The sequence below is a fragment of the Paenibacillus beijingensis genome (assembly GCF_000961095.1).
In the GTDB taxonomy this organism is placed as follows: domain Bacteria; phylum Bacillota; class Bacilli; order Paenibacillales; family Paenibacillaceae; genus Paenibacillus_O; species Paenibacillus_O beijingensis.
In genome coordinates this window covers 906,167-928,026 of record NZ_CP011058.1, presented here as the reverse complement: position 1 = coordinate 928,026, position 21,860 = coordinate 906,167, and the positions used below count along the sequence as shown (strand labels likewise).

Here is a 21,860-nt window from a genome sequence, read left to right as displayed (position 1 = left end):
ATTGGGAAACACTTTTTTGTGACCAATGAAAACTATAAGGGGTGCATTTTGTTTATAGGAAAACCAAAGAGACAAAAAATATATTATAGATTGACTTAAGAAAAAGAACTGTCCCCGTAATCTTCGATGACTCGGGACAGTTCCTTTTTTACTTTCCCTGCTACAGGTAAAGAAAAAATGTTCTGCATCTAAGAGGAAGGGGAAATCCTTTGCACTTTAGTGATCTGATTATTTCATTAATACCAACTCTCGATCCTTTTCTTCTCTAACGATTACGCGAGGAGGATTAAGAACAATAGTGCAGTTATCCGGCATGTCTTAATGTACTACACAATTTGCACCGATGCGGACGTTATTGCCGATTTTTATTTTACCAATTATTTTTGCACCAGCGCCTATGAAGACATTATCTCCAATAACCGGGCAACCGTCTTTCTTGCCCACTTTTCCTATCGTAACTTGGTGGTAAGTGTGGGCATTAGTGCCAATGACGACGCCCCTGTTCATGATAGTACCATTTGCACCATGTTCGAAATAACCGCCTTTACCGATCTTGGTTGCTGCCGGAATTTCACACTGACAAATGATCTTCATCACGATTGTTTCAAATATTTTATGAATAACATAGAGGAATTGTTTTACGCCTGGAATCTTTCACCGATAAATAACGTAATTTCCAAACCAGTAAACGTTCAGTACAAGCTTTGACTTGTTCATCTATTTACCTATAGTTTTTATGTGTGCGAATAGAGATTCTGCGATGCCGAAAAGAATCGGATTGAGTTCCCTGAGTTTGCAGTTTATCGATAAAGGACGGGGTTATGATCGCCAAACCGTAAAATAGCCACTGAAACGTAAAATTAATCGTTGGATAGGCCATAAATATTACGAGTATTGAAGCAAAACCACCCAAGAAAAAGGGATATATTGAACGATTGCTATCAACATATCGGAGGGATCGAATGGACTTAAATATCCGCATGAAAGTAATAAAAAAGATTACGGCTCCAATTAATCCGTTTGAGCTTAATACTTCAGCGTAAACATTATTCGCGATCCTATTGCTTGATTTCAATACGCCGCGTTCGACTTTAGTATCGTTGTATAAATTATAGACCAATCCATACATCCCGGTTCCGATTCCGTTTAAAGGATGGTCCTTAAACATGTTTATAGCCGTTTGAGCAGTTTCGTTTCGATCTTGGGATGAAGCTGATTGAGAATCGAAAGGTTTCATCGCCATTGCTTGGAAAGCTGGATTAACCACAACCAAAGAGGCGAGAGCGCAAAATGCCATGAACAGTAAAAGGATATATTTCGCGTTTTTTTTTGCCAACAAGAATATCGTTAATCCCGTTACCAAGCTAAACCACCCAACGGTAGAGTAGGTATTCAGGATAAGGAACAACAGCAATCCGATTAGTATATATATCCTTTTGGCCGAAACGATGCTTAAATTTTTCAACATAAAGCAGAATAGTATTGCTATTACTAGAAAACCGGCAAAATAGGATGGTTCACTAAATGTACCGGATAACCTTAAGTATCCGCCATTAAAAGAAATTATTTTCGTTGCATGGCCAGGGAGAAGGAATTTAAACCCTAACCCCAATTTTTTAATTAGTAATTCGTAAATTCCATAAATAGCAACGAACCAAATTGTGCCATAGAAAAGTTTAAGGGTTTTGATGTATTGCTCATAAGTTTTAATCATGGTGACTACGATGACAATTGTGAAAATAGGAATGAGCGTTCTTGCGTTTATGATTAACGATTTTATTAGTTCTGAATTTACATCATCATCGATAATGGAATTCTTGAATAGGAAAAAATTAAAAATAGAATTCGAAACCGAAAAAATAAAAAGTAAGCAGAGCGGTAAAATGACAGGAAGAATCTTTTTTTCTTCAATAAATCTTTTATCACTTAAAGCTTTTAGGAAGATGGCAAAACCTAATAGGTAAGTAAGGGTATCAATCATCGTTAGTTTTTTCTCACCGATTCCAACGGATAACACTTTGGTTAGAGGTAGAGCGATCATCCATAAAAAATATAACTTCTCCGTGTTTTTGACAAAGTAAATGACAACTAGACTTCCGATGAACACTGCGGTCAGAAGAAACACCATTACGGGGTGGTATGTCACCGCAAACCCAAGTAAAGCTGAAGAAATACCGACAAGAACAGCAAGAAGAGTTGAGAAAATAACTCTACGGATTTGATAACTCAAAATGTTTCACCACTCTTTTGGGGTGCTTTGTATTTAAGGCCTATACGAACCAGATCCATCATCGCGCCGGTTCGAGTTTTAATTCCTGTCTCCTTTTGATACTTTTCAATGGCTCGTAGCAAAGGGATTGGGACGCGAATGTCAATTCTTTCTCTCTTCTTTTCCATCTACACACCGCCTTATGTACGTGATTTATTCAATGATACAATTTGTATCAACCAATTGTCAATTATTTTAATAGGGGACTGAAATTTAAATTAATAACTTGACTATTGCAAAACGATCCATCAACGATCTCAAAAGGGCAGACGGGTAGCGTGAATCGAAAAAGCATTTAAGCAGACCGTTTCAAATCACGCAAAATGTCGAATAACGGTTTGTTCTGTAGAGCTTGTTCGTACACATAAAGGATCATTTGACCCATATGCTCATGTCGAAAGCGTCTAACGACATCGCCAAGCGTCATCATGCTTTGCCCGGACGACCATTCGTGCCGTTGAGATTCCAACAGGTTCTGTACAAGAAACTGAATGGCCCAAAAGCGAGAAATGCCCTGAAACGAAAGCAGTTGGTATTGATCAAAGCCGAGTAACTCTTTGAAGTAGCGGTAGCCCGTTTCAATATGCCAGCGTAACCGGTAGTAGGCCAGGATGGTCACGAGATCCAGACCAGAGTGCGTGCTCAGCACACAAAACGGCGTTCGAGCATGATCGAACTTTTCTTCCCAAGAAAGCAGTACGCAGACATTCTCCGTTTCTGCTAGCGGCCCTTCGTAAGCATAGACCCGGTAACGTTTGCTCTCCACGGTAACAGAGCGGAGATCCTCGTTACGCACGTACTGTGCAGAAAATTCGGAAATGGAAATCCGAACGCCGGCAATGCAGACTTTACGGTTGGCTTTCACGGCGGCAATGACATGAAAGCCGCGGGCATTGCACGCATCGAGCATCTTCTGGCTGGTATACCAGCTATCCATCAAGACGTAAACCGATTCATCTTCGGCTGCAGGAAAAACGGTAATCATCTCCACGGCTAGCTCGTTCTTGCTCTTAAATGGCAGTTGATGCTGCTCACAGTAGCTCTCCCGGACATACGGCCGAAAATCCCAAGCATACGAACGGTTTTCGGCTACGACATGAGTGGTTACGATACAGTGTGACCAGACACCCTTGCCTTCATCGTGCGAAAAGTGAAAGTCGAGTTGATCCATCTGACGCGTGGTGGCGTTCTTCTTACAAGCCGTGTCATCCACCAATAGGAACGTCACACGGCGGTTGTTCCCTTTGGGTTGACGATTGCAAATCTGTTGGCGAATTCGTTCCAACCGTCTGCGTTGCATACGATTCAGAGACCAGGGTGATTCGTTCAAAAAGCGCGTAACGGAACTTAAATGACGCTCGTTCCCGGCGGCGTTTCGAATCTGGGTGACGTTCTTCCGACCCTCGCAAAGAATAATACCATGCACAATTTCATACGACTAAGGTTTTCATAATAGGATTGGTTACACCAGTATCAGGCAATATTCTACACGATAAGTTTTTTGCAAGAGTCAAGTTAATAAGAAGATTGGAAGAAATAGAAACTAATTAAAAGGAGCGAGTAGTAATATGTCAACTTACATTTACTTAGGAGCAACAATTGAGGGGTTAATAGGGGTTTAAAATGCGGGGATTCCAAGCGAAGACACGATGAAAGATAAGCACTAAAACTTATTTGGCTTATCGTCTTCATTCCGTCAGCTATTAATAATTCGAAAACAGGTGCCTGAAACACCTGATACGAAGCATATTATTGCTTGGACGGTATAGACGACACTGAAGTATTCATTACCTTCTGGCGAGCCTGTAAACGTAACTTATTCCTGTAACTCTTCAGGATGCCGTAACAGCAGTGCACAGGACCATCTGCACAACCAAGTTGGCTAATGCTACAATACATTTGTCACTATGGGACAACCACGAGTCGGATGATTAATGCTTCTGACGACGGGATCATAGAAGAAAATTGGCTAATAGGGACGGAATGAACCCCGTCCCTTTATACTGATTGTAAGAGTGTTATCCAGCTACTTTGACATTTGGACTTGTTCTGTCTTGTTGTTTGCCTATATTATTAGTGACTTTTTTACCTAATGAAATGAAAGGTTTCTCAATTGTCACTAATAATAAATAGGAAATAAGTAAATTGAGAACAAAGAATACGATAAATGAAACGGCCGCCGTTTCATACTTCGTGAAAGAAAGTGAAGCTGAATGTTCTACAAACCAATACACAACAAAACGAATTATTATGGTATGGATAAGGTACAAGGAGTAGGATATATCAGCTCCAAATTGGCTTACTTTGTTAGATAATAAATTTCTAAAGAAATTCAGAAATTTATACACGGGAGTGCCAATAAATTGCTTCATGTGATCTAAGTACATAAAAAGGCTCAAAAAAAGGATCAATAAGGATGATGTCGAGCTTTGGAAAGGAATCACTGCTAACAAGCAAAAAAGTAAATAAGAAAAGTGGATTTTTCTTAACCCCACGCCTGCCATGATCATGCCCAAAATAAATAATGGCAATTTATAGATCAATACTGAAGGCTGGTCAAATACTCCGCGACTTCCAACTTCCAAGAATTTGGGAGTTAAAAAAGCAAGAAATAACGCAATTACAATGAAAAAAATGAATGTTCTTTTAACTCTTAATTTGTCCTTAAACAATAGGACGAACAAAAACGGGAAAACTAGGTAGAATTGGGCTTCCAAAGACAAACTCCATGTAACGCCGAGAATACTTGATGAGTAATCCGGAAAAAGACCGTGTATCATGAACACATGGCTAATCAGGTCCATGATACTAGGTTGTTCAGTGGGGCGAACTGTTCCTTGAGGAGTTAATCCGCTACCTGTAAAATACTCAAGCATTGCAACTGCGTTTTTAGCCATAATCGTAAAAACAAAAAAGCTTAAAACAACTGAGATTATATAGATGGGATATAGCCTGAAAAACCTTCTGAGCCAAAATTTTGTGAATACCGTTTTATTTGATTCATTAGGATTCTTGTCTTGTCTTATGTAGAAATGATACATCATTAAGAAACCGGTGATCACCATGAATCCGTCAACTGCTGAACCAGGACTCCTAAGGGTTTCGCCTACGATTGGAATTACAAAAAATTTTTGAGCTCCAGTTAGAATGTAAAAATGACCGACCGCTACCCATAACGCCAAAAGGAACCTTGTTCCATCTAAGAATTTCGTATTAATTTGAGGCATGCCCGACACTTCCTTTCTTCAAAAAGTAGATAAGTCTGGTTTAATTGTGATCTGAAATAAGAATCCACAATACATCATCCTCTTCTTTGATACGGATTGTATCAATAATAGCACAGGAAAGAAGTGGTTGTAACTATTCAATTTGGAGATAAATTCTATTTTCAGAATTATGTTCAAAGAGATGCTCAGATACAGGTATTTATATTATCTTTAAGAGAATAGCAAAGGTCCTCGCGCTGCAAAATGCTTACCATTTCGCAATGGGCCGAAAAGGAGTACCGTCTTTCGTCAAAGGTGTCTTCGGAGGCTGGGTTAAATTAGGGGAGAAGGGTAGTATTAAACTCAGGGGATTTTATAAGTTCTGAACGAAAAAGATTGGTATTTAAACTAGCGACTCGAATACTCACCACGTTCGATTTTATTATCATTGTAAAGGTCTTAGACTAATCCGTACAATCCCGTACCGATTCCACTTAAAGGATGGTCTTTAAAACAAAACGTTCACTTTTTTTTCATCCATACACCATCTGTTTTTTAATAATTCGTATAAATTTCGATCGTAACAATTGCTATGCAGGTTTAGCCTATGAGAAAATTCATAACCACATTCTTAATAAAAATGCTTTATGATATATACCAAAAACACATCCCCCACTGGCTTCGGCTGATAAGGGGAAAGTTGTATTTAAAACCTTTCTAAGAAGGAAAACTACTGTAAAATCTGTGCATACATGAAATAACCTAAAGTTGACTTAACCGATAAGCATTAATATTCCATTACTTTTGATTAATTCTGATTTAGATCTAATGGTACTATATTTTTAAATCATCTTAACATTAAAACAAGTTGTCACAGTTGAAGTCCCAGAGCTGCATAAAGTTAATATATACAGTTTGGAGTTGAGTCGTACAAAGTAGGACAATATTCTTAATAAGGATTGCTCTGATCTGATTTCAGTATTGTAGAATTCACCTCCTGTACATCTCGCTTTAAATATGACTGTAAATCCACTGTCAGTCCCAGTTGTTCGATAATCAAGCGAATGTCCAGCTCAATCGCTCGGACTTTTCGTTCAATTCCTAAATACCGATCCTCATTCATTACGAATCGCTCTCCCCACTTAATCATATCAACGTAAACACCATAGAAGTCATTATATCGTACCGAAAGTAAAAAAGATGTCGGAAGAAGAGGGAAAAATTCACTTTTTCTATTGTAATTTGTCGAATAAACGTTACTACTTAGGTCTCCCTCACAAATTGGGGAGATTTTTTTGTCTGCGAATAAGGAATTTCAGGTATGCACGTCGAACTAATATTTACCAATCTAACTGAGGGAGGCAGCTACGTGGAACTTACACCGGAACAGGTAACTACCATCTGCAAAGGCGACAAGGAAATTGCGGGTTATTTCCATGCCCTGCTCGCTCATAATCGGCAATTGACGCAGTTGGTTGAGAAGCAGGCCAAACGGATTGAACAATTGGAAAAGCGGGTCCATGAATTGGAGCGGCAGCTCGGACAAAATAGTAAAAATAGCAGCAAGCCGCCCTCCAGTGACGGTTTACGAAAGCCAGTGAACCTGCGTCAATCCGGCGGTAAAAAGGGCGCGCTGAAGGGACATGACGGACACACCCTCCGCTTCGCCGAGCAGCCGGATGAGATTGTCGTCCATCGGCTTACCTCTTGCGCCCAATGTTCCGCTTCGCTCATCCATTTGGAGAGTGTTGCGTATGAAAAGCGTCAAGTCTTCGATCTGCCGCCCCCAAGCGTCAAGGTAACCGAACATCGCGCGGAGAAGAAATGCTGTGCCGCTTGCGGTCTTCTGCAGCGGGCTTCGTTCCACGAAGAGGTGAGTGCCCCGACTCAATATGGCCGCGGCTTCGTCGCCTGGACGACCTATCTGCATGCGTATCAGATGCTGCCGCTCGAGAGAATCGCACAACTCTTTGAAGATCTCACGGGCTATCGTCCAAGCCAGGCTACGCTCCTGTCGTCCCTTCAAACCATGCACCAGGCGCTGGAGCAGCCGGAACAAACCATTCGAACCGAATTATTCCGCAAACCGGTGGTTCATGCCGACGAAACCGGATTTCGAGTCGGTGAACAAACACAATGGATGCACACGGTGTCCGATGCGGACTGGACGCTACTAGGCGTTTATTCCAAGCGCGGAAGTCAAGCGATGGATGAACTTGGCTTCTTTCCGTTCTACTGTGGTGGCGTAGTTCATGACTGTTTGCCGGCTCCTTACTTCAAAGATCATTACCACTTCGGGCACGCCCTCTGCAATGCTCGCCTGTTGCGTGAGTGTCGGGGAATCACAGAACATGACGGTCAGGATTGGTCGAGCCGGATGGCCGAACTACTGCAAGAAAGCTGGCAGCTTGCCCAAACGTCTCGAAAGGACCAGTCCCCTTTATCCGAAGAAGTCATCCGCGCCATCCGAGACTACTATGATGACATTCTTGCAGAAGGGGAAAACGAGTGGGAGACGGATGTCGTCCGGGCGAAGTCCGGTGCACGAGGGCGAAAAAGAAAAAGCAAAGCCGCAAACCTGGGAGCACGCATGACCCTTCATAAAGAGGTCATTCTCCGGTTTCTTTGGGATGCCCATATCCCGTTTGACAACAACCAAGCGGAACGTGACCTTCGCATGGTTAAAGTTAAACAAAAAGTTTCAGGTTCATTCCGCACCGCGTCCGGTGCGAAGATATTCGCCAGAATGCGAGGTGTTATTTCCACGCTGATTAAACAGCATCGCCCCGTACTATCCTCGCTCCTCTGCGCTTTAAGAGGCCAGTTCAGCTTCTAAGTGACCTAAGTAGTAACGAATAAACTAAATTCATAATTTCACTGTCTCTTCTATATAAATAATATACGGTTTTGTTGAAGGTTGACCTTGCGAGAAAAATAAACCTGCTGAAAGAGTAAATTCTGAAGCAAAAAAAAAGACCTGCTCTCTTGGCAGGTTCGGAATTTTACCGCATCATCCGTTCTGCACGGATAAAAGCGATAAAGCGCTTTGCTTCTTCTGACGTTAACTTGTGGCCATCAATGGTAAGCGCAAATTTATTCAGCAGCTCGTTATCGGACAGCTCGAGCTGGTCGACAAAATCTCGTACGTTCGGATCGACTACTGCTCTTGGGTTGTCCGTTCTTCCGACTAAATAATCGATCGTGACGCTGTATAAATCAGCGAATTTCGTTAACGTATCGGTATCGGGCTCTCTCCGGTTTTTCTCATAATGGGACAATGCAGCACGGGAGATGCCTAGAGTCACTGCCGTTTGTTCTTGTGTCCACCCGCGATCTTCCCTTAATTTAGCAATTCTAGTGCCGATATCCATTCGTTTCCTCCTATTTTTCTATGTAAGCTATATTAATATGAACTGGAGCCAAATGCATGTTTTGCAACGAATTGTCGCATTTCTTGAAAGTTAAGATTGAAAAAGTGTTGACATGTTACGAATTGTATCGTAAAGTTGGGTATATCGCAGATACAAAATGTATCACTTACATTATTTAGCCTTTCCAACTGAGTGAAATTTATTACTTTCAGCCGGAACACATTTCACGGAGGTGAATTATGGTTGAACGTCGTAATTTGACGGTTTTCAAACGCAAGAGCATTCGCTTGAAACTGACAAATACCGTGCTTGCCGACATCACGATTCGAGAAGTTAAGGGAAAGCTGGTTTATACGAAGTCCCGTAAAGTTCTTGTACATAACATAAGTCCTGAAGGGCTTAGCTTCAGCACGGTTCTTCGTTTTCCGGTCTCGAAAGACTGTATGTTACAATTTCAGATCATGCTGAACGGCCAAACGCTCAATCTTCAAGGTTATGTCGTATGGAGTCAGAAACAAGATAACATGTATTACTATGGGCTGCAACTTACAGGAATCTCTATTTCTAGACAGCAGATGATCAGTCTGCTGAATGACATGCTTATTCTTCAGTCTCCGACTAATATGAAGGCACACTATAAATATCGGAACTTACGCCCGCAAATGAATATGAAAAATCTATTTAATATAAAAGGATTTCAAGAGAAAAGTCAACTATATTAGCGACAATTGGAGGAACTGCGAGTGGAACTGAAAGAGTATGGTCGCATTATAGCTAAGCGTATATGGCTTATTGTTGCAATAGTTGTAATAGCTTGCGTTGCGACCGCAGTGAAAACCTATTACTTTACAACACCGGTTTATAAGGCAGATACCAAGTTAATAGTCAATCAACAATCAACGGTTGCTAATGGGGCCGAAGCAATCAATTATAATGATATTCAGACGAATATTAAACTCATTAATTCCTATAAAGAAATTATCAAGTCAGCTGCCATAATGGATAAGGTTGCACAGATTTATCCCGATTTAAAGCTCTCCTCTGATGAGCTGTCGTCGAGAGTATCGGTAAGCTCCGCTAGCGATTCACAGGTTATGAACTTGTCGTTTAGAAGTACCTCATACACTCAGGCGGCTAAAGCGGTGAACGCCATTGCAAAAGTTTTCAAAGATCAAATTCCATTAATAATGAAGGTTGATAATGTAGCCATTTTGAATACTGCAAAAATTGACAATGTTCCTGGCCCAATAAATTCTAGTCCTTCTTTAAATATGATGATAGCATTCATTGTTTCATTAATGATAGCAATTGGTCTTTCATTTCTACTCGATTATTTGGATGACACAATTAAGGGCGAGCAAGATATCGCAAATGTGTTAGATCTACCAATGTTAGCAATGATAACGAAGTTTGAGCCGAATGGAGCAAATTCTCGAAAGCCTTCTATTTCACAGCAGCAATCGGTAAAGGAGGGTAAATATGCCGCGGCAAATCAATAACTCCAATCTTATAACCTTTTATGTACCGAAATCTCCAATTTCTGAGGCTTATCGAACGTTGCGCACAAATATCCAATTCTCTTCCATTGATAAGAAAATTAGGGTTTTGATGGTTGCATCGGCTCAATCCGGTGAAGGTAAGAGCACGACAGTTTCTAACCTAGCTGTGACATATGCCCAAGAAGGAAAAAAAGTTTTGCTTATTGATGCCGACTTACGAAAACCGACGATACATCGAATATTTGGGTTATCGAATAGAACTGGTCTGACAAGCGTTATTACCGGTCAGTTTCATTCATCGGAAGCAATTCAAAGCACCGAAGTTGAAAACTTATCGATATTGCCATCTGGAGCGGTTCCGCCTAATCCAGCTGAACTTCTTGCCTCGCAGAAGATGAAAGCATTTATCAATGAGATGAAAGACACATACGACATTATTATTTTTGATACACCACCAGTTCTAGCTGTAGCGGACTCACTTATAGTTTCATCAGTGTGTGATGGAGTTGTCATTGTCATACAGGAAGGAAAAGTAAAACGCGAACTAGTCAAGAGAGCGAAGGAAAGTTTGGAACGGGTTAATGCGAAGCTGATCGGTGTAGTGTTAAACAATGTGAAGAAAAGCAAGAAAAATGGTTACTACTATTATTACCATGAGACAGCCGAGTAAATGATGGGTCAGAACTTAAGGTGATGCCTACTGTACCTTTATCATCGTAGGCACTCGGTCACGCTGTGGGTCTTGCATCTTGAAGACCTTAGACGTTTATCGTCAAGGGTGTGGCGTGAGGATGGGTTGGATGCCCACTCACAAAAAACAAGTGCTGGAAGTGTGAGCTATACTCTCTTGATTATTGGAGAGTATAGCTGACACTTTTAGTTTAGTCAAAAAAGATAAATCAAAGGGTAGGGTGAGACGATGAAAAAAGTGAGAAAAGCCATTATTCCTGCTGCTGGACTTGGAACCCGTTTTTTACCGGCAACTAAGGCAATGCCGAAAGAAATGCTTCCGATCGTTGACAAACCTACCATACAGTACATAGTTGAGGAAGCAATTGAATCAGGAATTGAGGACATAATTGTTGTAACGGGGAAAGGGAAAAGAGCAATTGAGGACCATTTCGATATTGCCTTCGAACTTGAACAGACGCTTCAAGAAAAAGGCAAGCTAGACATACTTGAGAAAGTAAGACGCTCTTCCAATGTTGAAATTCATTATATCAGGCAGAAAGAGGCTAAAGGGCTAGGTCACGCCGTTTGGTGCGCACGTAATTTTATTGGAGACGAACCGTTTGCAGTACTTCTAGGTGACGACATTGTTGATGGAAAAGTTCCATGCACAAAGCAACTGATAGAGCAATATGATCGTACTGGCCGTTCGGTTATCGGTGTACAAACCGTAGGTGTTGATCAAACAGATCGATATGGAATAGTAGATCCACTGGAAACGATGGGAAGATTATATCAAGTAAATCGTTTCGTAGAGAAGCCACCAAAAGGACAGGCACCTTCCAATCTGGCTATTATGGGGCGGTATGTACTTACACCAGAGATTTTTGATTATTTGGGACAGCAAGAACGGGGTGCCGGTGGAGAAATTCAACTTACTGATGCGATACAGAAGCTGAATATTGATCAGGGCGTATTTGCATATGATTTTGAGGGTGTACGTTACGATGTGGGCGAGAAACTTGGTTTTATTATGACGACAGTTGAGTTTGCGCTGCGCAATCCTGAATTACGACACGCACTAATAACGGAATTAGAAGGATTGTTTGAGAGAGAATTTGGTAAACAATTGCTGACGGCAAAGGGGGAGTAAGAGATGACGCCTTCGAGTCAACAAGATGAAGCATTAATGAATGTGTCAGATTATTATTCAAATCAATTATTAAGTGAAAAGAGCCAAAATCTGGCTCTTTATTCATTTCTGAAACGATCACTCGACTTTGTTAGTGCCCTGTGTGGAATAATTGTCCTGACACCTCTTTTTATTTTGATTGCAATTTTAATTAAAATTGAAGACCCTCGCGGATCAGTGTTTTTTTATCAGACTAGAGTAGGGAAAGCTGAAAAACCGTTCAGGATGTACAAATTTCGTTCAATGGTTAGCAACGCCGAAGAGAGATTAAAAGATTTGCTTGATAAAAATGAAATTCAGGGTGCAATGTTCAAAATGAAGGATGATCCACGCATTACGAAGGTTGGTAAATTCATACGAAAAACCAGCCTTGATGAACTGCCTCAGCTTGTGAATGTGTTAAAAGGAGATATGTCTTTAGTTGGTCCTCGTCCACCACTTCCAAGAGAAGTGGCGGTATATACAGAATATGACAAGCTCCGATTGACAGTGAAACCTGGTTGTACTGGTCTTTGGCAAGTAAGCGGAAGAAATGACTTAAGCTTCAAGGAAATGGTTGACCTTGATATTAAATACATTCGTAATCGGAGTTTGTTGCAAGATATTAAAATTATATTAAAGACAATTAAAATTATTTTGCTGCCTAACTCAGCATTCTGATTTCAAATAGGCTGTGAAAGGTGAGAAGTTTTTGTGAAAATTTTGTATTTCAATACTTTATATACACCGAATTCTGTTGGTGGAGCAGAAAAATCGCTGCAGTTACTAGTTGAATATTTAATCCAAAAGCAAATAGAACCTGTTATTGTGACTTTGTCTACAGAGGATAATATTGACTATGTAAATGGTGTGAAAGTTTATTATATCAAACACTCGAATATTTACTGGTTAAAAGATTCAAGCTCGCAGCGGGCTCCTGCAAAAGCATTATGGCATGTGATTGATATTCTTAACCCTATGATACTAAAAAAAATTTCGGCTATTATAGAAGCAGAAAAGCCAGAGATAATACATACTAATAATATTTCTGGTTTTTCAGTTGCTCCATGGATTGCTGCAAAAAGACGAAATATTCCTGTTGCTCATACTTTAAGAGATTATAATTTACTTTGTGTAAAAAGCACTATGTTTAAAGACAATAAGAACTGTAGCCAGAGGTGTGGTGAATGTGCGCTCTTGACTGGAGCAAAGAAGTCATTTTCTAATCAAGGGTATGTGAATAAGCTTATTGGAATATCCGATTTCATCCTTAATAAACATAAGCAGTTTGGATATTTCAAAGATGTTGATTCGGTTCGAATTTTTAATGGAATTAAATTGAATGATCGAGTAATGGAAAATAGAGAAAAAAATAATAAAGAAAAAAATAATAAAGAAAAAACAGTGAAGTTTTTATTTATGGGTAGAATTGAAGAAACTAAAGGAGTTAAAGTCATTCTTGATTTCTTTAATCATTTTCCGGAAGCAGAGCTGCATTTAGGGGGTAAAATTCACGACAAAAGTGTAAAACAGCAAATTGATAACAATGGATACGCCAAGAATATTCGTTTTCTAGGACATATTAAACCTGAAGAAGAAGTCCATAAATATGATGCAGTTATTGTTCCCTCTTTATGGCATGAGCCTTTTGGTCGAGTAGTAATTGAAGGGTATTTATACGGTAAACCCATCATTGGAGCAAAAAGAGGAGGAATATCCGAAATTATTCAGGATGAAAAAACAGGGTACCTTTTTGAGCCAAATGATACTTTAAGTCTAAAAGATGCCATTAATCGATTTATTAAAAATACAGATCGATTGAAGTTAAGTGATCAAATAAGTGAATACGTAGAAAATTTTGATATGAATATTTTAGGGGTACAATATTTAGATGTGTACACTCAATTGCTAAGCGAGAGATTATATCAAATAAACAGTTAAAATCTACCATTTACAATTAATTTTTTCATAATTAATTAATAATTATACTCCTTGAATTCTTTATGGATCAAATAACGATCCAAGAAAGAGAATATTTTTTGAAATTTTGTTCATTTGGAAACATCATCTAGCATGTTTGGGTCAAGGAGTGGAGCTTTTGAAAAGCATCTATATTAACGGCAGGTTTTTATCTCAATCTATTACGGGTGTGCAGCGCTATGCTCTGGAACTTATCAAAGCTATTGACCTAGTAATAGATGTAGATAAACAATTACAAAAGAGCTTTTCTTTTGAGCTTCTCGTTCCTAGCGAAATTCGTTATGAACCAGAACTAAAACATATTAAAATTAGAAAAGTTGGAAAATTAAAGGGTCACCTTTGGGAGCAACTTGAGCTTCCTTTTTTTGCGAGGATGGGTTTGTTGGTCAATTTATGTAATACAGCTCCAATCTTGAAAAAAATACAAACCGTAACAATTCATGATGCTGCGGTATTCGCAAATCCATCTCAGTATACACTGACATTCCGGTTATGGTATCGGTTTTTGTACAGAGTGCTAGGTATTAAGAATGGCAAAATCATTACGGTTTCAAATTTTTCAAAGAATGAATTGCAGAAATATTCAAAAATAAGGGCAGAAAATCTTAAAGTCATCTACGAAGGAAAAGAGCATATTCTAAACATTTCAGAAGAAGACAGTATTCTTCAAAAGTATGGCTTGAAAAAAAACCGTTATGTGTTGGCAGTAAGCAGCAATAGTCCCAACAAAAATTTTCATGCAATTGTAAAGGCTATCTCACTGCTTGAACCGATGGATTATGACATTGTTATTGCTGGTGGATCAAGTAGCAAAATTTACGCTCAAAATAAGATTCCTGTCTCTGACCGTGTCAAACTTGTAGGATATGTAAGCGATCAGGAGTTAAAAGCACTATATCAGAATGCAGGCTGCTTTGTGTATCCTTCATTCTATGAAGGTTTTGGACTTCCCCCGCTAGAGGCAATGACATGCGGTTGTCCAGTCATTGTATCTAATGCCGGTTCACTACCAGAAATTTTTGAAGAGGCTGCTTTGTACTGTAATCCTGACAGTGTGACAGATGTGGCTGAAAAAATTGCGTTAGTAATGCAGGATACCGATTTACAAAATCAACTGAGACAAAAAGGCATGCACCATGTAAAAAAATTTCAATGGGATCAAAGCGCATCGCAGTCCCTTCTGGTATTTAAGGAGGCTCTCAAATGAAGGTGGCAATTATACATGATTGGTTAGTTACTTATACTGGTGCTGAAAAAGTACTAGAACAGCTTCTATTGCTTTTTCCTGAAGCAGATCTTTACAGTATAGTTGATTTTTTGCCACCGGAACAGCGAGCATTTATTCAGGATAAACCCGTTCATACGACCTTTATTCAGAAAATACCGTTGGCAAAAAAATACTATCGACATTTTCTTCCATTAATGCCTCTGGCTATTGAGCGATTGGATATGTCTTCATACGATCTGGTAATTTCCAGTTCGCATGCTGTGGCGAAAGGTATTATCACTGGGCCGGATCAGACACATATATGTTATATCCATTCTCCAATTCGTTATGCTTGGGATTTGCAGCATCAATATTTAAAAGAATCAAATTTAAATAAAGGATTCAAAAGTCTAATCGTTACCGAAATGCTTCACCGTATGAGGCAATGGGATTTAAGAACGCAAAATGGAGTCGATCATTTTATTGCGAACTCACAGTTTATTGCAAGACGAGTCTGGAAAGTATATCGAAGGAAAGCATCAGTAATCTATCCACCAGTTGATACAACTTCCTTCACATACAGTGCTGATAAAGAAGATTACTATCTTACAGCTTCGAGGTTTGTGCCCTATAAAAAAATCGATGTGATCGTTGAAGCTTTCAATCGCATGCCAGATAAAAAGCTGGTTATTATCGGTACTGGGCCAGATTTTAAAAAGATCAAAGATATTGCTAATAGTAATATTTCCCTGCTTGGTTATCAACCATTTGATGTGCTTCATGAGCATATGAAAAAAGCAAAGGCATTCGTGTTCGCTGCGGAAGAGGATTTCGGCATCGTTCCAGTAGAAGCTCAGGCTTGCGGGACACCGGTTATAGCCTTCGGAAAAGGGGGAGCTTTGGAAACGGTTGTCGGATTGGAAAAAAGCAATCCTACTGGGGTTTTCTTTTATGATCAAACGCCCGATTCTATTCAGAAAGCAGTAACAGAGTTTGAACAGGCTGGAAGCAGGATTCTTCCCGAAAATTGCAGAAAGAATTCTTTGAATTTCTCGGTAGAGCGATTTCGTTCGCAGATTACCAAATTTATCGAAAATAACGCCAATCAAGATGACGGAGAAATTGAGTTTAAGAGCAGCTATGAAAAAATGTTGGTCTAAAAAGTTAACTATAAATGACAGCCAAACAGGATTTTTGGAAATTGGGGAGATCACATGAAGATAGCATTCTTGGTCGGAAATTTTCCAGCTTTATCGGAAACATTTATATTGAATCAAATTGTAGGTTTCCTTGAACAAGGACATGAAGTTGATATCTATGCGGATCATAACCGAAAGGAAGCTAAGGTTCATCCCGATGTAGCCAATTTTAATCTTCTCTCTAGATGCTATTATTTGCCGGAAAACAAGCTTGGTAGAGCAATGAAAGGCATCGCTTTGTTACTACGCAATTGGAAGTTGATTAAAACCGTTAATATATTCAAGTATGGTAAAGGGATACTTTCACTTCGTACTCTTTACACTGCTGATCAGTTTAATAGAAGAGGAAATTACGATATTGTTTATTGCCACTTTGGTAACATTGGGAATATTGGAGCCATTATTAAAGATGCTGGCTTTATGCCAGGTAAACTTGTGACGACTTTTCATGGTTATGATATTTCGGCTCTGGTCAAGGAAAAAGGTAGAGATGTATTCCAACTCCTATTTGAAAAAGGAGACTTATTTTTGCCAATTAGCAATAATTGGAAAAGCGAGCTGGTTAAACTTGGGTGCAGTGAACAGAAAATTAGCGTTCATAGAATGGGGATCGATACTGATAAATTCGCACTGAAATTGAGATCTCTTTCTAATGGAGAAACCGTACGCCTCGTAACAATTGCCAGATTAGTTGAAAAAAAAGGTGTAGAATACGGTATTCGTGCAGTTGCTAAGGTTCTTCAGAAGCACCCAAATTTAAAACTCGAATATCTAATTGTTGGGAATGGTCCTCTAAGGTCAAGGCTGGAGGAAGTAATTAGTCAAACAGGGATGGAACAGCATATCAAACTTCTTGGGTGGCGAGAGCAGCAGGAAGTAATCGCTATTCTTGAAGGAGCCCACATCTTTTTAGCACCAAGCATCACGGCTTCAAATGGAGATCAAGAAGGGATACCTGTTGTATTGATGGAATCATTGTCTATGGGAATTCCTGTGATCTCAACTTTACATAGTGGTATTCCTGAGTTAATTCAGGATACAGTTTCGGGTTATCTTGTACCCGAGAAAGAAGTAGAGTCATTAGTTGAAAAAATCAATCTTTTAACGAATCATCATCAAGAGTGGTCAACTATGGGGATTAAGGGAAGACAATATGTTGAGGAAAACTACAATATTCGTACCTTAAATGATAATTTGATAGGACTTTTTCAAAGAATCGTTTCTTGATCCTGCATGAAATTAGAAAGGAAGAATAAGATGAACGTTCTCATTATTAATGCACACTCTTCGATGAACAAAGGAGATGCCGGTATTATGCTCTCCATGATTGATAGTTTGCGCTCATCGATCGATTCATGCAACATAAAAATCAAAACACGATTTCCCGAAGTCGACGCGCCTGTTTACGATGTCAGCGTAGCAGAGTGTATTGAAAATATTAAAGATAAGAAGAGTGGCAAAATTGGAAAAATTAAAATAATTTCTAAGCTATTTCGCCAGCTTGGTACAAAGTATGACGATAAGAGTGGTGACTATGAGTGGGCGGATGTAGTAGTCAGTTGCGGAGGTGGATTTCTATTAACTCACGGGTTGAGCGTTATGACTTTACAACATCTCCTACAGATAAAGGTTGCTTTAGATTATAAGAAGCCAGTTGTAATTTATTCTCAATCAATTGGGCCATTTTACAACAAAACGATCAAATTCATTGCTTCCATGGTGCTAAAAAAAGTAGACAAGATTTTCGTCAGGGAATACATATCTGTGAAATGGCTGAAATCAATGGGGATTACGGAGAGTGTTGAAGTCGTTCCAGATTCAGCTTTTAGCATGCATATGCAGCAATCGGATGAAGTTGATGAGCTAATTGCATCAATCAGAAGAAAGCACTCTGGGTCCTTAGTAGGTTTAACCGCACGTGATTGGCATTTCCCGGAGGTAAGTGATCCCCAAGGTCACCGTGCTAGATATGTAGAGAGTCTCAGGTATACTGTCGAGCATTTGGAGAAAACATATCAAGCCAAAGTACTTGTAATGCCACAAGTATTGGGGCCAAACGCATTCAATGATGATCGGATTATAAGTCGAGAAATTCTAAATGAATGTAAAGCTAGTGGTGCAGAACTTATTGATCAGGACTTTAATCCACGTCATCTGAAATATTTATATTCACATATGGATATGTTTATCGGAACAAGAATGCACTCTAATATCTTCTCATTAGCTAACTCTGTCCCAACTGTTGCCATTAATTATGAGCATAAAACAAAAGGGATCATGGAGCTCTTGGAATTGAATGATTATATCATCGATATTAATGAAATTACTTCAGAGAAACTGACCGAGATGGTAGATCGTTGCTGGTTGAATCGAGAAACAGTGAGACAATATTTGAATGCCCGAATTCCGGAGGTAGTTTCATCGGCAACACTGCCGGCTCAATTCATCGGAAAGTTGAATAAAAAAACACCATCTAAACCGTCACTGCATCATACAAAGACACTTTCTTCATCATAGCAGTGATTTATTGAGGATTTGATGAGGTGACATATGAGTTTGACGGCTATAAGAAGAGTATTTACCGGAAGCGGATTTGTCCAGACAATATTTAAGACCAGTGCTACTAATTTTTTAGTTATGGCAACCGCTACGATTACTGCTTTAATTACAGCAAGAATGTTCGGGGTTGAAGGCAAGGGTGAGCTTTCAACCGTTTTGTTTTGGCCTTCTTTTCTGGCTGGATTGACAGGCTTTGGATTGCCAACATCGTTAATCTACAATACAAAAAAACATGGAGAGAATGTCACTGATTATTTAAGATTGTGTTTCATGTATCAATTACCGATTAGTATAATAGTTGGTGTATTAACATGGTTATATCTTCCAGTCTGGTTGGGGAACTATCCAGGGGATGTAATCAAAACGGCACAGTGGTTCACTGTGCTTAATATGCCCTTGTTGCTTGTAGTCAACGTGCTTCAATCATTAGCGCAAAGTTTGAATAAATTCAATGTTTACAATAGTTTGAGGCTCAATGTCCCACTCTTCAATTTGATTGGACTCATAGTGCTCTGGGGATTCGGGAATTTAAGTATCCCCTCTGCTGCCGTAGTATATTTAACGACAACTGTTTTGGTCATTTTCGGTTCATTATACAGACTAAGAGAATATCTGAATATCAAATGGCTTGTTAAGATTAAAAGGTTTGCTTATACGTCATTATTTGGATATGGTATTCGGGTTTATGGTACCGAGTTTATAGGAACCATGTATAATCAGTTCGACAAGCTAATCATAATATCTTTTCTCTCAGCCAAAGAGATGGGCCTGTATACTGTAATGTATACGTGTTCCAGACTTTTTAATGTTGTACAGAGCGCGATTACTAGTGTCGTGTTTCCAAAGGTAACGGGAATGAAGAAGGAAGAAATTATTCAAAAAGTTGGAACAGCTTTTCGCATATCACTCTTTTTTATGCTTATTATAGCAATACCGGGAATGATCATCGGACGGTTTCTGATAGGTCTTTTTTTTGGTGAAGCATTTCTTGAAGCGAGTACAACATTATACATTTTATGTATTGAATGTATAATTGGTGGTTCATCCTGGATATTATCTGCCTCATTTAATGCAATAGGACGTCCAGGTTTAGTACTGATTAGACAACTGTTAGCTTTAAGTATTACGATTGGATCTTTTTACATGCTTGTTCCTCATTTAGGGTTAATTGGGGTGGCAATTGCTTTACTTATCGGTTCATTTGTTAGAATGATTTTTAGTATATCAAGCATTATTGTTTTGTTTAAAGTTCCGTTTCAAAAAATAATATTTGATAAAAGTGATTTAAATGTTATGAAACAGTTTATTTTAAATCGCAAAACAAGGAGCGTGAATTAATGAGGCTGATATTACTATCTGGAGGCTCGGGCAAACGTCTATGGCCATTGTCGAATGAATCACGGTCTAAGCAATTCTTAAAGGTGTTGAAAAGTGATGAGGGTTCATTGGAATCGATGGTACAGCGGGTATGGGGGCAAATTGCCAAAGCTGGTATGGGAGATCATGCTTATATTGCAACAAGCAAAGCACAGGTTGAAATGATTTACAGTCAACTCGGAAGCGAACTGGAAGTAATCGTCGAGCCGGAACGAAGAGATACGTTCCCGGCTATTGCGCTTGCATCCGTCTATCTGTATTCGATTGCCGGAGCAAGCCTGGACGAAACCGTTGTCGTGATGCCGGTCGATCCTTACGTGGACGATTCGTTCTTTCACAAGGTGAAAGAGCTAGACAATGTATTGGAAAATTCCGGCGCCGATCTGGCCTTGATGGGCGTCAAACCGACGTATCCTTCCGAAAAGTATGGATATATAGTGCCTGACGCATCTGCAGATGATTCTTCCGCTTATCTTCATGTGGAGAGCTTCCGCGAAAAACCCCGCGAAGAAGAAGCGGCAGAGATGATTCGTCATCATGCGCTTTGGAACTGCGGGGTTTTTGCTTTCAGACTGGACTTGATTATCAATATGTTGATCGCAGAAGGGTTTCCGATTCAGTATGAAGAGATGGCCCGGCAGTACGCCAAGCTTCCAAAAAATAGTTTCGATTATGAAGTTGTTGAGAAAGCGAACCATATTGTCGCGCTTCCTTATGAGGGCAGTTGGAAAGACCTTGGCACCTGGAATACGCTGACGGAAGAAATTGAAACGCCGCTGATCGGCAAGGGCATTATCACTGACGACTCGGTTAATACGCACGTCATCAATGAGCTGGATATTCCGCTAACGCTGCTTAATGTATCCAACGTCATCGTCGCCGCCAGTCCGGACGGCATTCTCGTCGCGGACAAAGCGTCAAGCCCGTTAATTAAAGAGGTGATGAAGCATTCCGAGCAGCGTCCGATGTATGAGGAACGGCGATGGGGGCGTTACCGGGTGCTTGATTTCGTCAAATATCCAGACGGTAACGAAGTGCTGACGAAGCGGATTTGCGTCGAGGCGGGCAAAAACTTGAGCTATCAGTACCACATGCGCCGCGACGAGGTGTGGACAGTCATCTCCGGCGAAGGGGAGCTGCTACTGGATGGCAAGCTGCTCCCGCTTGCTGCGGGCAATGTGTTTCGGATTCCGAAGGGAAGCCTGCACAGCCTGCATGCGCAGACGGAAATCGAGATCATCGAAGTCCAGACCGGGACGGAGCTGATCGAAGAGGATATCGTCCGGCTGGCGCTCGATTGGAAGGAAATCCAGACGTTCATCGGCGTGAAAAATTAAGTCATACAGGGGAGTG

Annotated in this window: 19 protein-coding genes; 13 read left to right on the top strand and 6 right to left on the bottom strand. The window is 40.0% G+C overall.

Annotated elements, in window-relative coordinates:
• Positions 1-318 precede the first annotated feature (318 nt).
• The 5 genes from VN24_RS04345 to VN24_RS04330 form a co-directional block, all read right to left on the bottom strand.
• Positions 319-594, bottom strand: a complete 276-nt coding sequence (locus tag VN24_RS04345; protein WP_045669421.1) for a DapH/DapD/GlmU-related protein — start codon at positions 592-594, stop codon at positions 319-321.
• A 127-nt stretch (positions 595-721) separates the two neighbouring features.
• The gene (locus VN24_RS04340; protein WP_045669420.1) at positions 722-2,230 is read right to left on the bottom strand and encodes an O-antigen ligase family protein; all 1,509 of its coding nucleotides are present in this window, start codon (positions 2,228-2,230) and stop codon (positions 722-724) included.
• Entirely contained in the window at positions 2,227-2,397 is a 171-nt protein-coding gene (locus VN24_RS27595) for a hypothetical protein (protein ID WP_158453643.1), read from the bottom strand. Before VN24_RS27595 ends, VN24_RS04340 begins: the two co-directional genes overlap by 4 nt.
• 167 nt (positions 2,398-2,564) lie before the next feature.
• Positions 2,565-3,695, bottom strand: a complete 1,131-nt coding sequence (locus tag VN24_RS04335; RefSeq protein WP_158453642.1) for an IS701 family transposase — start codon at positions 3,693-3,695, stop codon at positions 2,565-2,567.
• A 592-nt stretch (positions 3,696-4,287) separates the two neighbouring features.
• Positions 4,288-5,496 carry an acyltransferase family protein gene (locus VN24_RS04330; RefSeq protein WP_045669418.1) on the bottom strand — a complete coding sequence of 403 codons (1,209 nt, stop codon included), beginning with the start codon at positions 5,494-5,496 and terminating at the stop codon, positions 4,288-4,290.
• A gap of 1,348 nt (positions 5,497-6,844) precedes the next feature.
• Here VN24_RS04330 and tnpC point away from each other — a divergent pair.
• Positions 6,845-8,311, top strand: a complete 1,467-nt coding sequence (gene tnpC, locus VN24_RS04325) for an IS66 family transposase (RefSeq protein WP_158453641.1) — start codon at positions 6,845-6,847, stop codon at positions 8,309-8,311.
• A 166-nt stretch (positions 8,312-8,477) separates the two neighbouring features.
• Here tnpC and VN24_RS04320 read toward each other — a convergent pair whose 3' ends face one another.
• Positions 8,478-8,846, bottom strand: coding sequence for a helix-turn-helix domain-containing protein (locus VN24_RS04320; RefSeq protein WP_045669417.1), 369 nt, complete (start codon positions 8,844-8,846; stop codon positions 8,478-8,480).
• Between the two features lie 239 nt (positions 8,847-9,085).
• Here VN24_RS04320 and VN24_RS04315 point away from each other — a divergent pair, with 239 nt between their 5' ends.
• The 12 genes from VN24_RS04315 (at position 9,086) to VN24_RS04260 (ending at position 21,844) form a co-directional block, all read left to right on the top strand.
• A complete protein-coding gene (locus VN24_RS04315) occupies positions 9,086-9,568 on the top strand; it encodes a PilZ domain-containing protein (protein ID WP_045669416.1) in 483 nt (160 codons plus the stop codon).
• Positions 9,569-9,589: 21 nt separating this feature from the next.
• Positions 9,590-10,345, top strand: coding sequence for a YveK family protein (locus tag VN24_RS04310; RefSeq protein WP_045669415.1), 756 nt, complete (start codon positions 9,590-9,592; stop codon positions 10,343-10,345).
• Positions 10,326-11,015: a CpsD/CapB family tyrosine-protein kinase gene (locus tag VN24_RS04305; RefSeq protein WP_045669414.1), complete on the top strand. Its 690-nt coding sequence runs from the start codon at positions 10,326-10,328 to the stop codon at positions 11,013-11,015. The genes VN24_RS04310 and VN24_RS04305 overlap by 20 nt, the downstream gene beginning before the upstream one ends.
• 249 nt (positions 11,016-11,264) lie before the next feature.
• Positions 11,265-12,167 carry a UTP--glucose-1-phosphate uridylyltransferase GalU gene (gene galU, locus VN24_RS04300; RefSeq protein ID WP_045669413.1) on the top strand — a complete coding sequence of 301 codons (903 nt, stop codon included), beginning with the start codon at positions 11,265-11,267 and terminating at the stop codon, positions 12,165-12,167.
• A 3-nt stretch (positions 12,168-12,170) separates the two neighbouring features.
• Positions 12,171-12,866: a sugar transferase gene (locus VN24_RS04295; protein WP_082083610.1), complete on the top strand. Its 696-nt coding sequence runs from the start codon at positions 12,171-12,173 to the stop codon at positions 12,864-12,866.
• Between the two features lie 33 nt (positions 12,867-12,899).
• Positions 12,900-14,126, top strand: coding sequence for a glycosyltransferase family 4 protein (locus tag VN24_RS04290; RefSeq protein ID WP_045669412.1), 1,227 nt, complete (start codon positions 12,900-12,902; stop codon positions 14,124-14,126).
• Between the two features lie 157 nt (positions 14,127-14,283).
• Positions 14,284-15,372 (top strand): glycosyltransferase family 4 protein, encoded by a 1,089-nt coding sequence (locus tag VN24_RS04285; RefSeq protein WP_045669411.1) that lies wholly within the window; start codon positions 14,284-14,286, stop codon positions 15,370-15,372.
• Complete coding sequence (locus VN24_RS04280) at positions 15,369-16,532, top strand: glycosyltransferase family 4 protein (RefSeq protein ID WP_045669410.1); 1,164 nt, start codon at positions 15,369-15,371, stop codon at positions 16,530-16,532. The genes VN24_RS04285 and VN24_RS04280 overlap by 4 nt, the downstream gene beginning before the upstream one ends.
• A 54-nt stretch (positions 16,533-16,586) precedes the next feature.
• Entirely contained in the window at positions 16,587-17,798 is a 1,212-nt protein-coding gene (locus VN24_RS04275) for a glycosyltransferase (RefSeq protein WP_045669409.1), read from the top strand.
• Positions 17,799-17,828: 30 nt separating this feature from the next.
• A complete protein-coding gene (locus tag VN24_RS04270; protein ID WP_045669408.1) occupies positions 17,829-19,088 on the top strand; it encodes a polysaccharide pyruvyl transferase family protein in 1,260 nt (419 codons plus the stop codon).
• 33 nt (positions 19,089-19,121) lie between these two features.
• Positions 19,122-20,468, top strand: coding sequence for an oligosaccharide flippase family protein (locus VN24_RS04265; protein WP_045669407.1), 1,347 nt, complete (start codon positions 19,122-19,124; stop codon positions 20,466-20,468).
• Entirely contained in the window at positions 20,468-21,844 is a 1,377-nt protein-coding gene (locus tag VN24_RS04260; RefSeq protein WP_045669406.1) for a sugar phosphate nucleotidyltransferase, read from the top strand. Before VN24_RS04265 ends, VN24_RS04260 begins: the two co-directional genes overlap by 1 nt.
• The last annotated feature ends 16 nt before the right edge of the window (positions 21,845-21,860 follow it).

Bases quoted from the DNA above. Each gene is read 5' to 3' on its own strand.
- VN24_RS04345 (WP_045669421.1), bottom strand. From the start codon at position 594: ATGAAGATCATTTGTCAGTGTGAAATTCCGGCAGCAACCAAGATCGGT.
- VN24_RS27595 (WP_158453643.1), bottom strand. From the start codon at position 2,397: ATGGAAAAGAAGAGAGAAAGAATTGACATTCGCGTCCCAATCCCTTTG.
- VN24_RS04330 (WP_045669418.1), bottom strand. From the start codon at position 5,496: ATGCCTCAAATTAATACGAAATTCTTAGATGGAACAAGGTTCCTTTTG.
- VN24_RS04320 (WP_045669417.1), bottom strand. From the start codon at position 8,846: ATGGATATCGGCACTAGAATTGCTAAATTAAGGGAAGATCGCGGGTGG.
- VN24_RS04315 (WP_045669416.1), top strand. From the start codon at position 9,086: ATGGTTGAACGTCGTAATTTGACGGTTTTCAAACGCAAGAGCATTCGC.
- VN24_RS04305 (WP_045669414.1), top strand. From the start codon at position 10,326: ATGCCGCGGCAAATCAATAACTCCAATCTTATAACCTTTTATGTACCG.
- galU (WP_045669413.1), top strand. From the start codon at position 11,265: ATGAAAAAAGTGAGAAAAGCCATTATTCCTGCTGCTGGACTTGGAACC.
- VN24_RS04295 (WP_082083610.1), top strand. From the start codon at position 12,171: ATGACGCCTTCGAGTCAACAAGATGAAGCATTAATGAATGTGTCAGAT.
- VN24_RS04280 (WP_045669410.1), top strand. From the start codon at position 15,369: ATGAAGGTGGCAATTATACATGATTGGTTAGTTACTTATACTGGTGCT.
- VN24_RS04275 (WP_045669409.1), top strand. From the start codon at position 16,587: ATGAAGATAGCATTCTTGGTCGGAAATTTTCCAGCTTTATCGGAAACA.
- VN24_RS04270 (WP_045669408.1), top strand. From the start codon at position 17,829: ATGAACGTTCTCATTATTAATGCACACTCTTCGATGAACAAAGGAGAT.
- VN24_RS04265 (WP_045669407.1), top strand. From the start codon at position 19,122: ATGAGTTTGACGGCTATAAGAAGAGTATTTACCGGAAGCGGATTTGTC.
- VN24_RS04260 (WP_045669406.1), top strand. From the start codon at position 20,468: ATGAGGCTGATATTACTATCTGGAGGCTCGGGCAAACGTCTATGGCCA.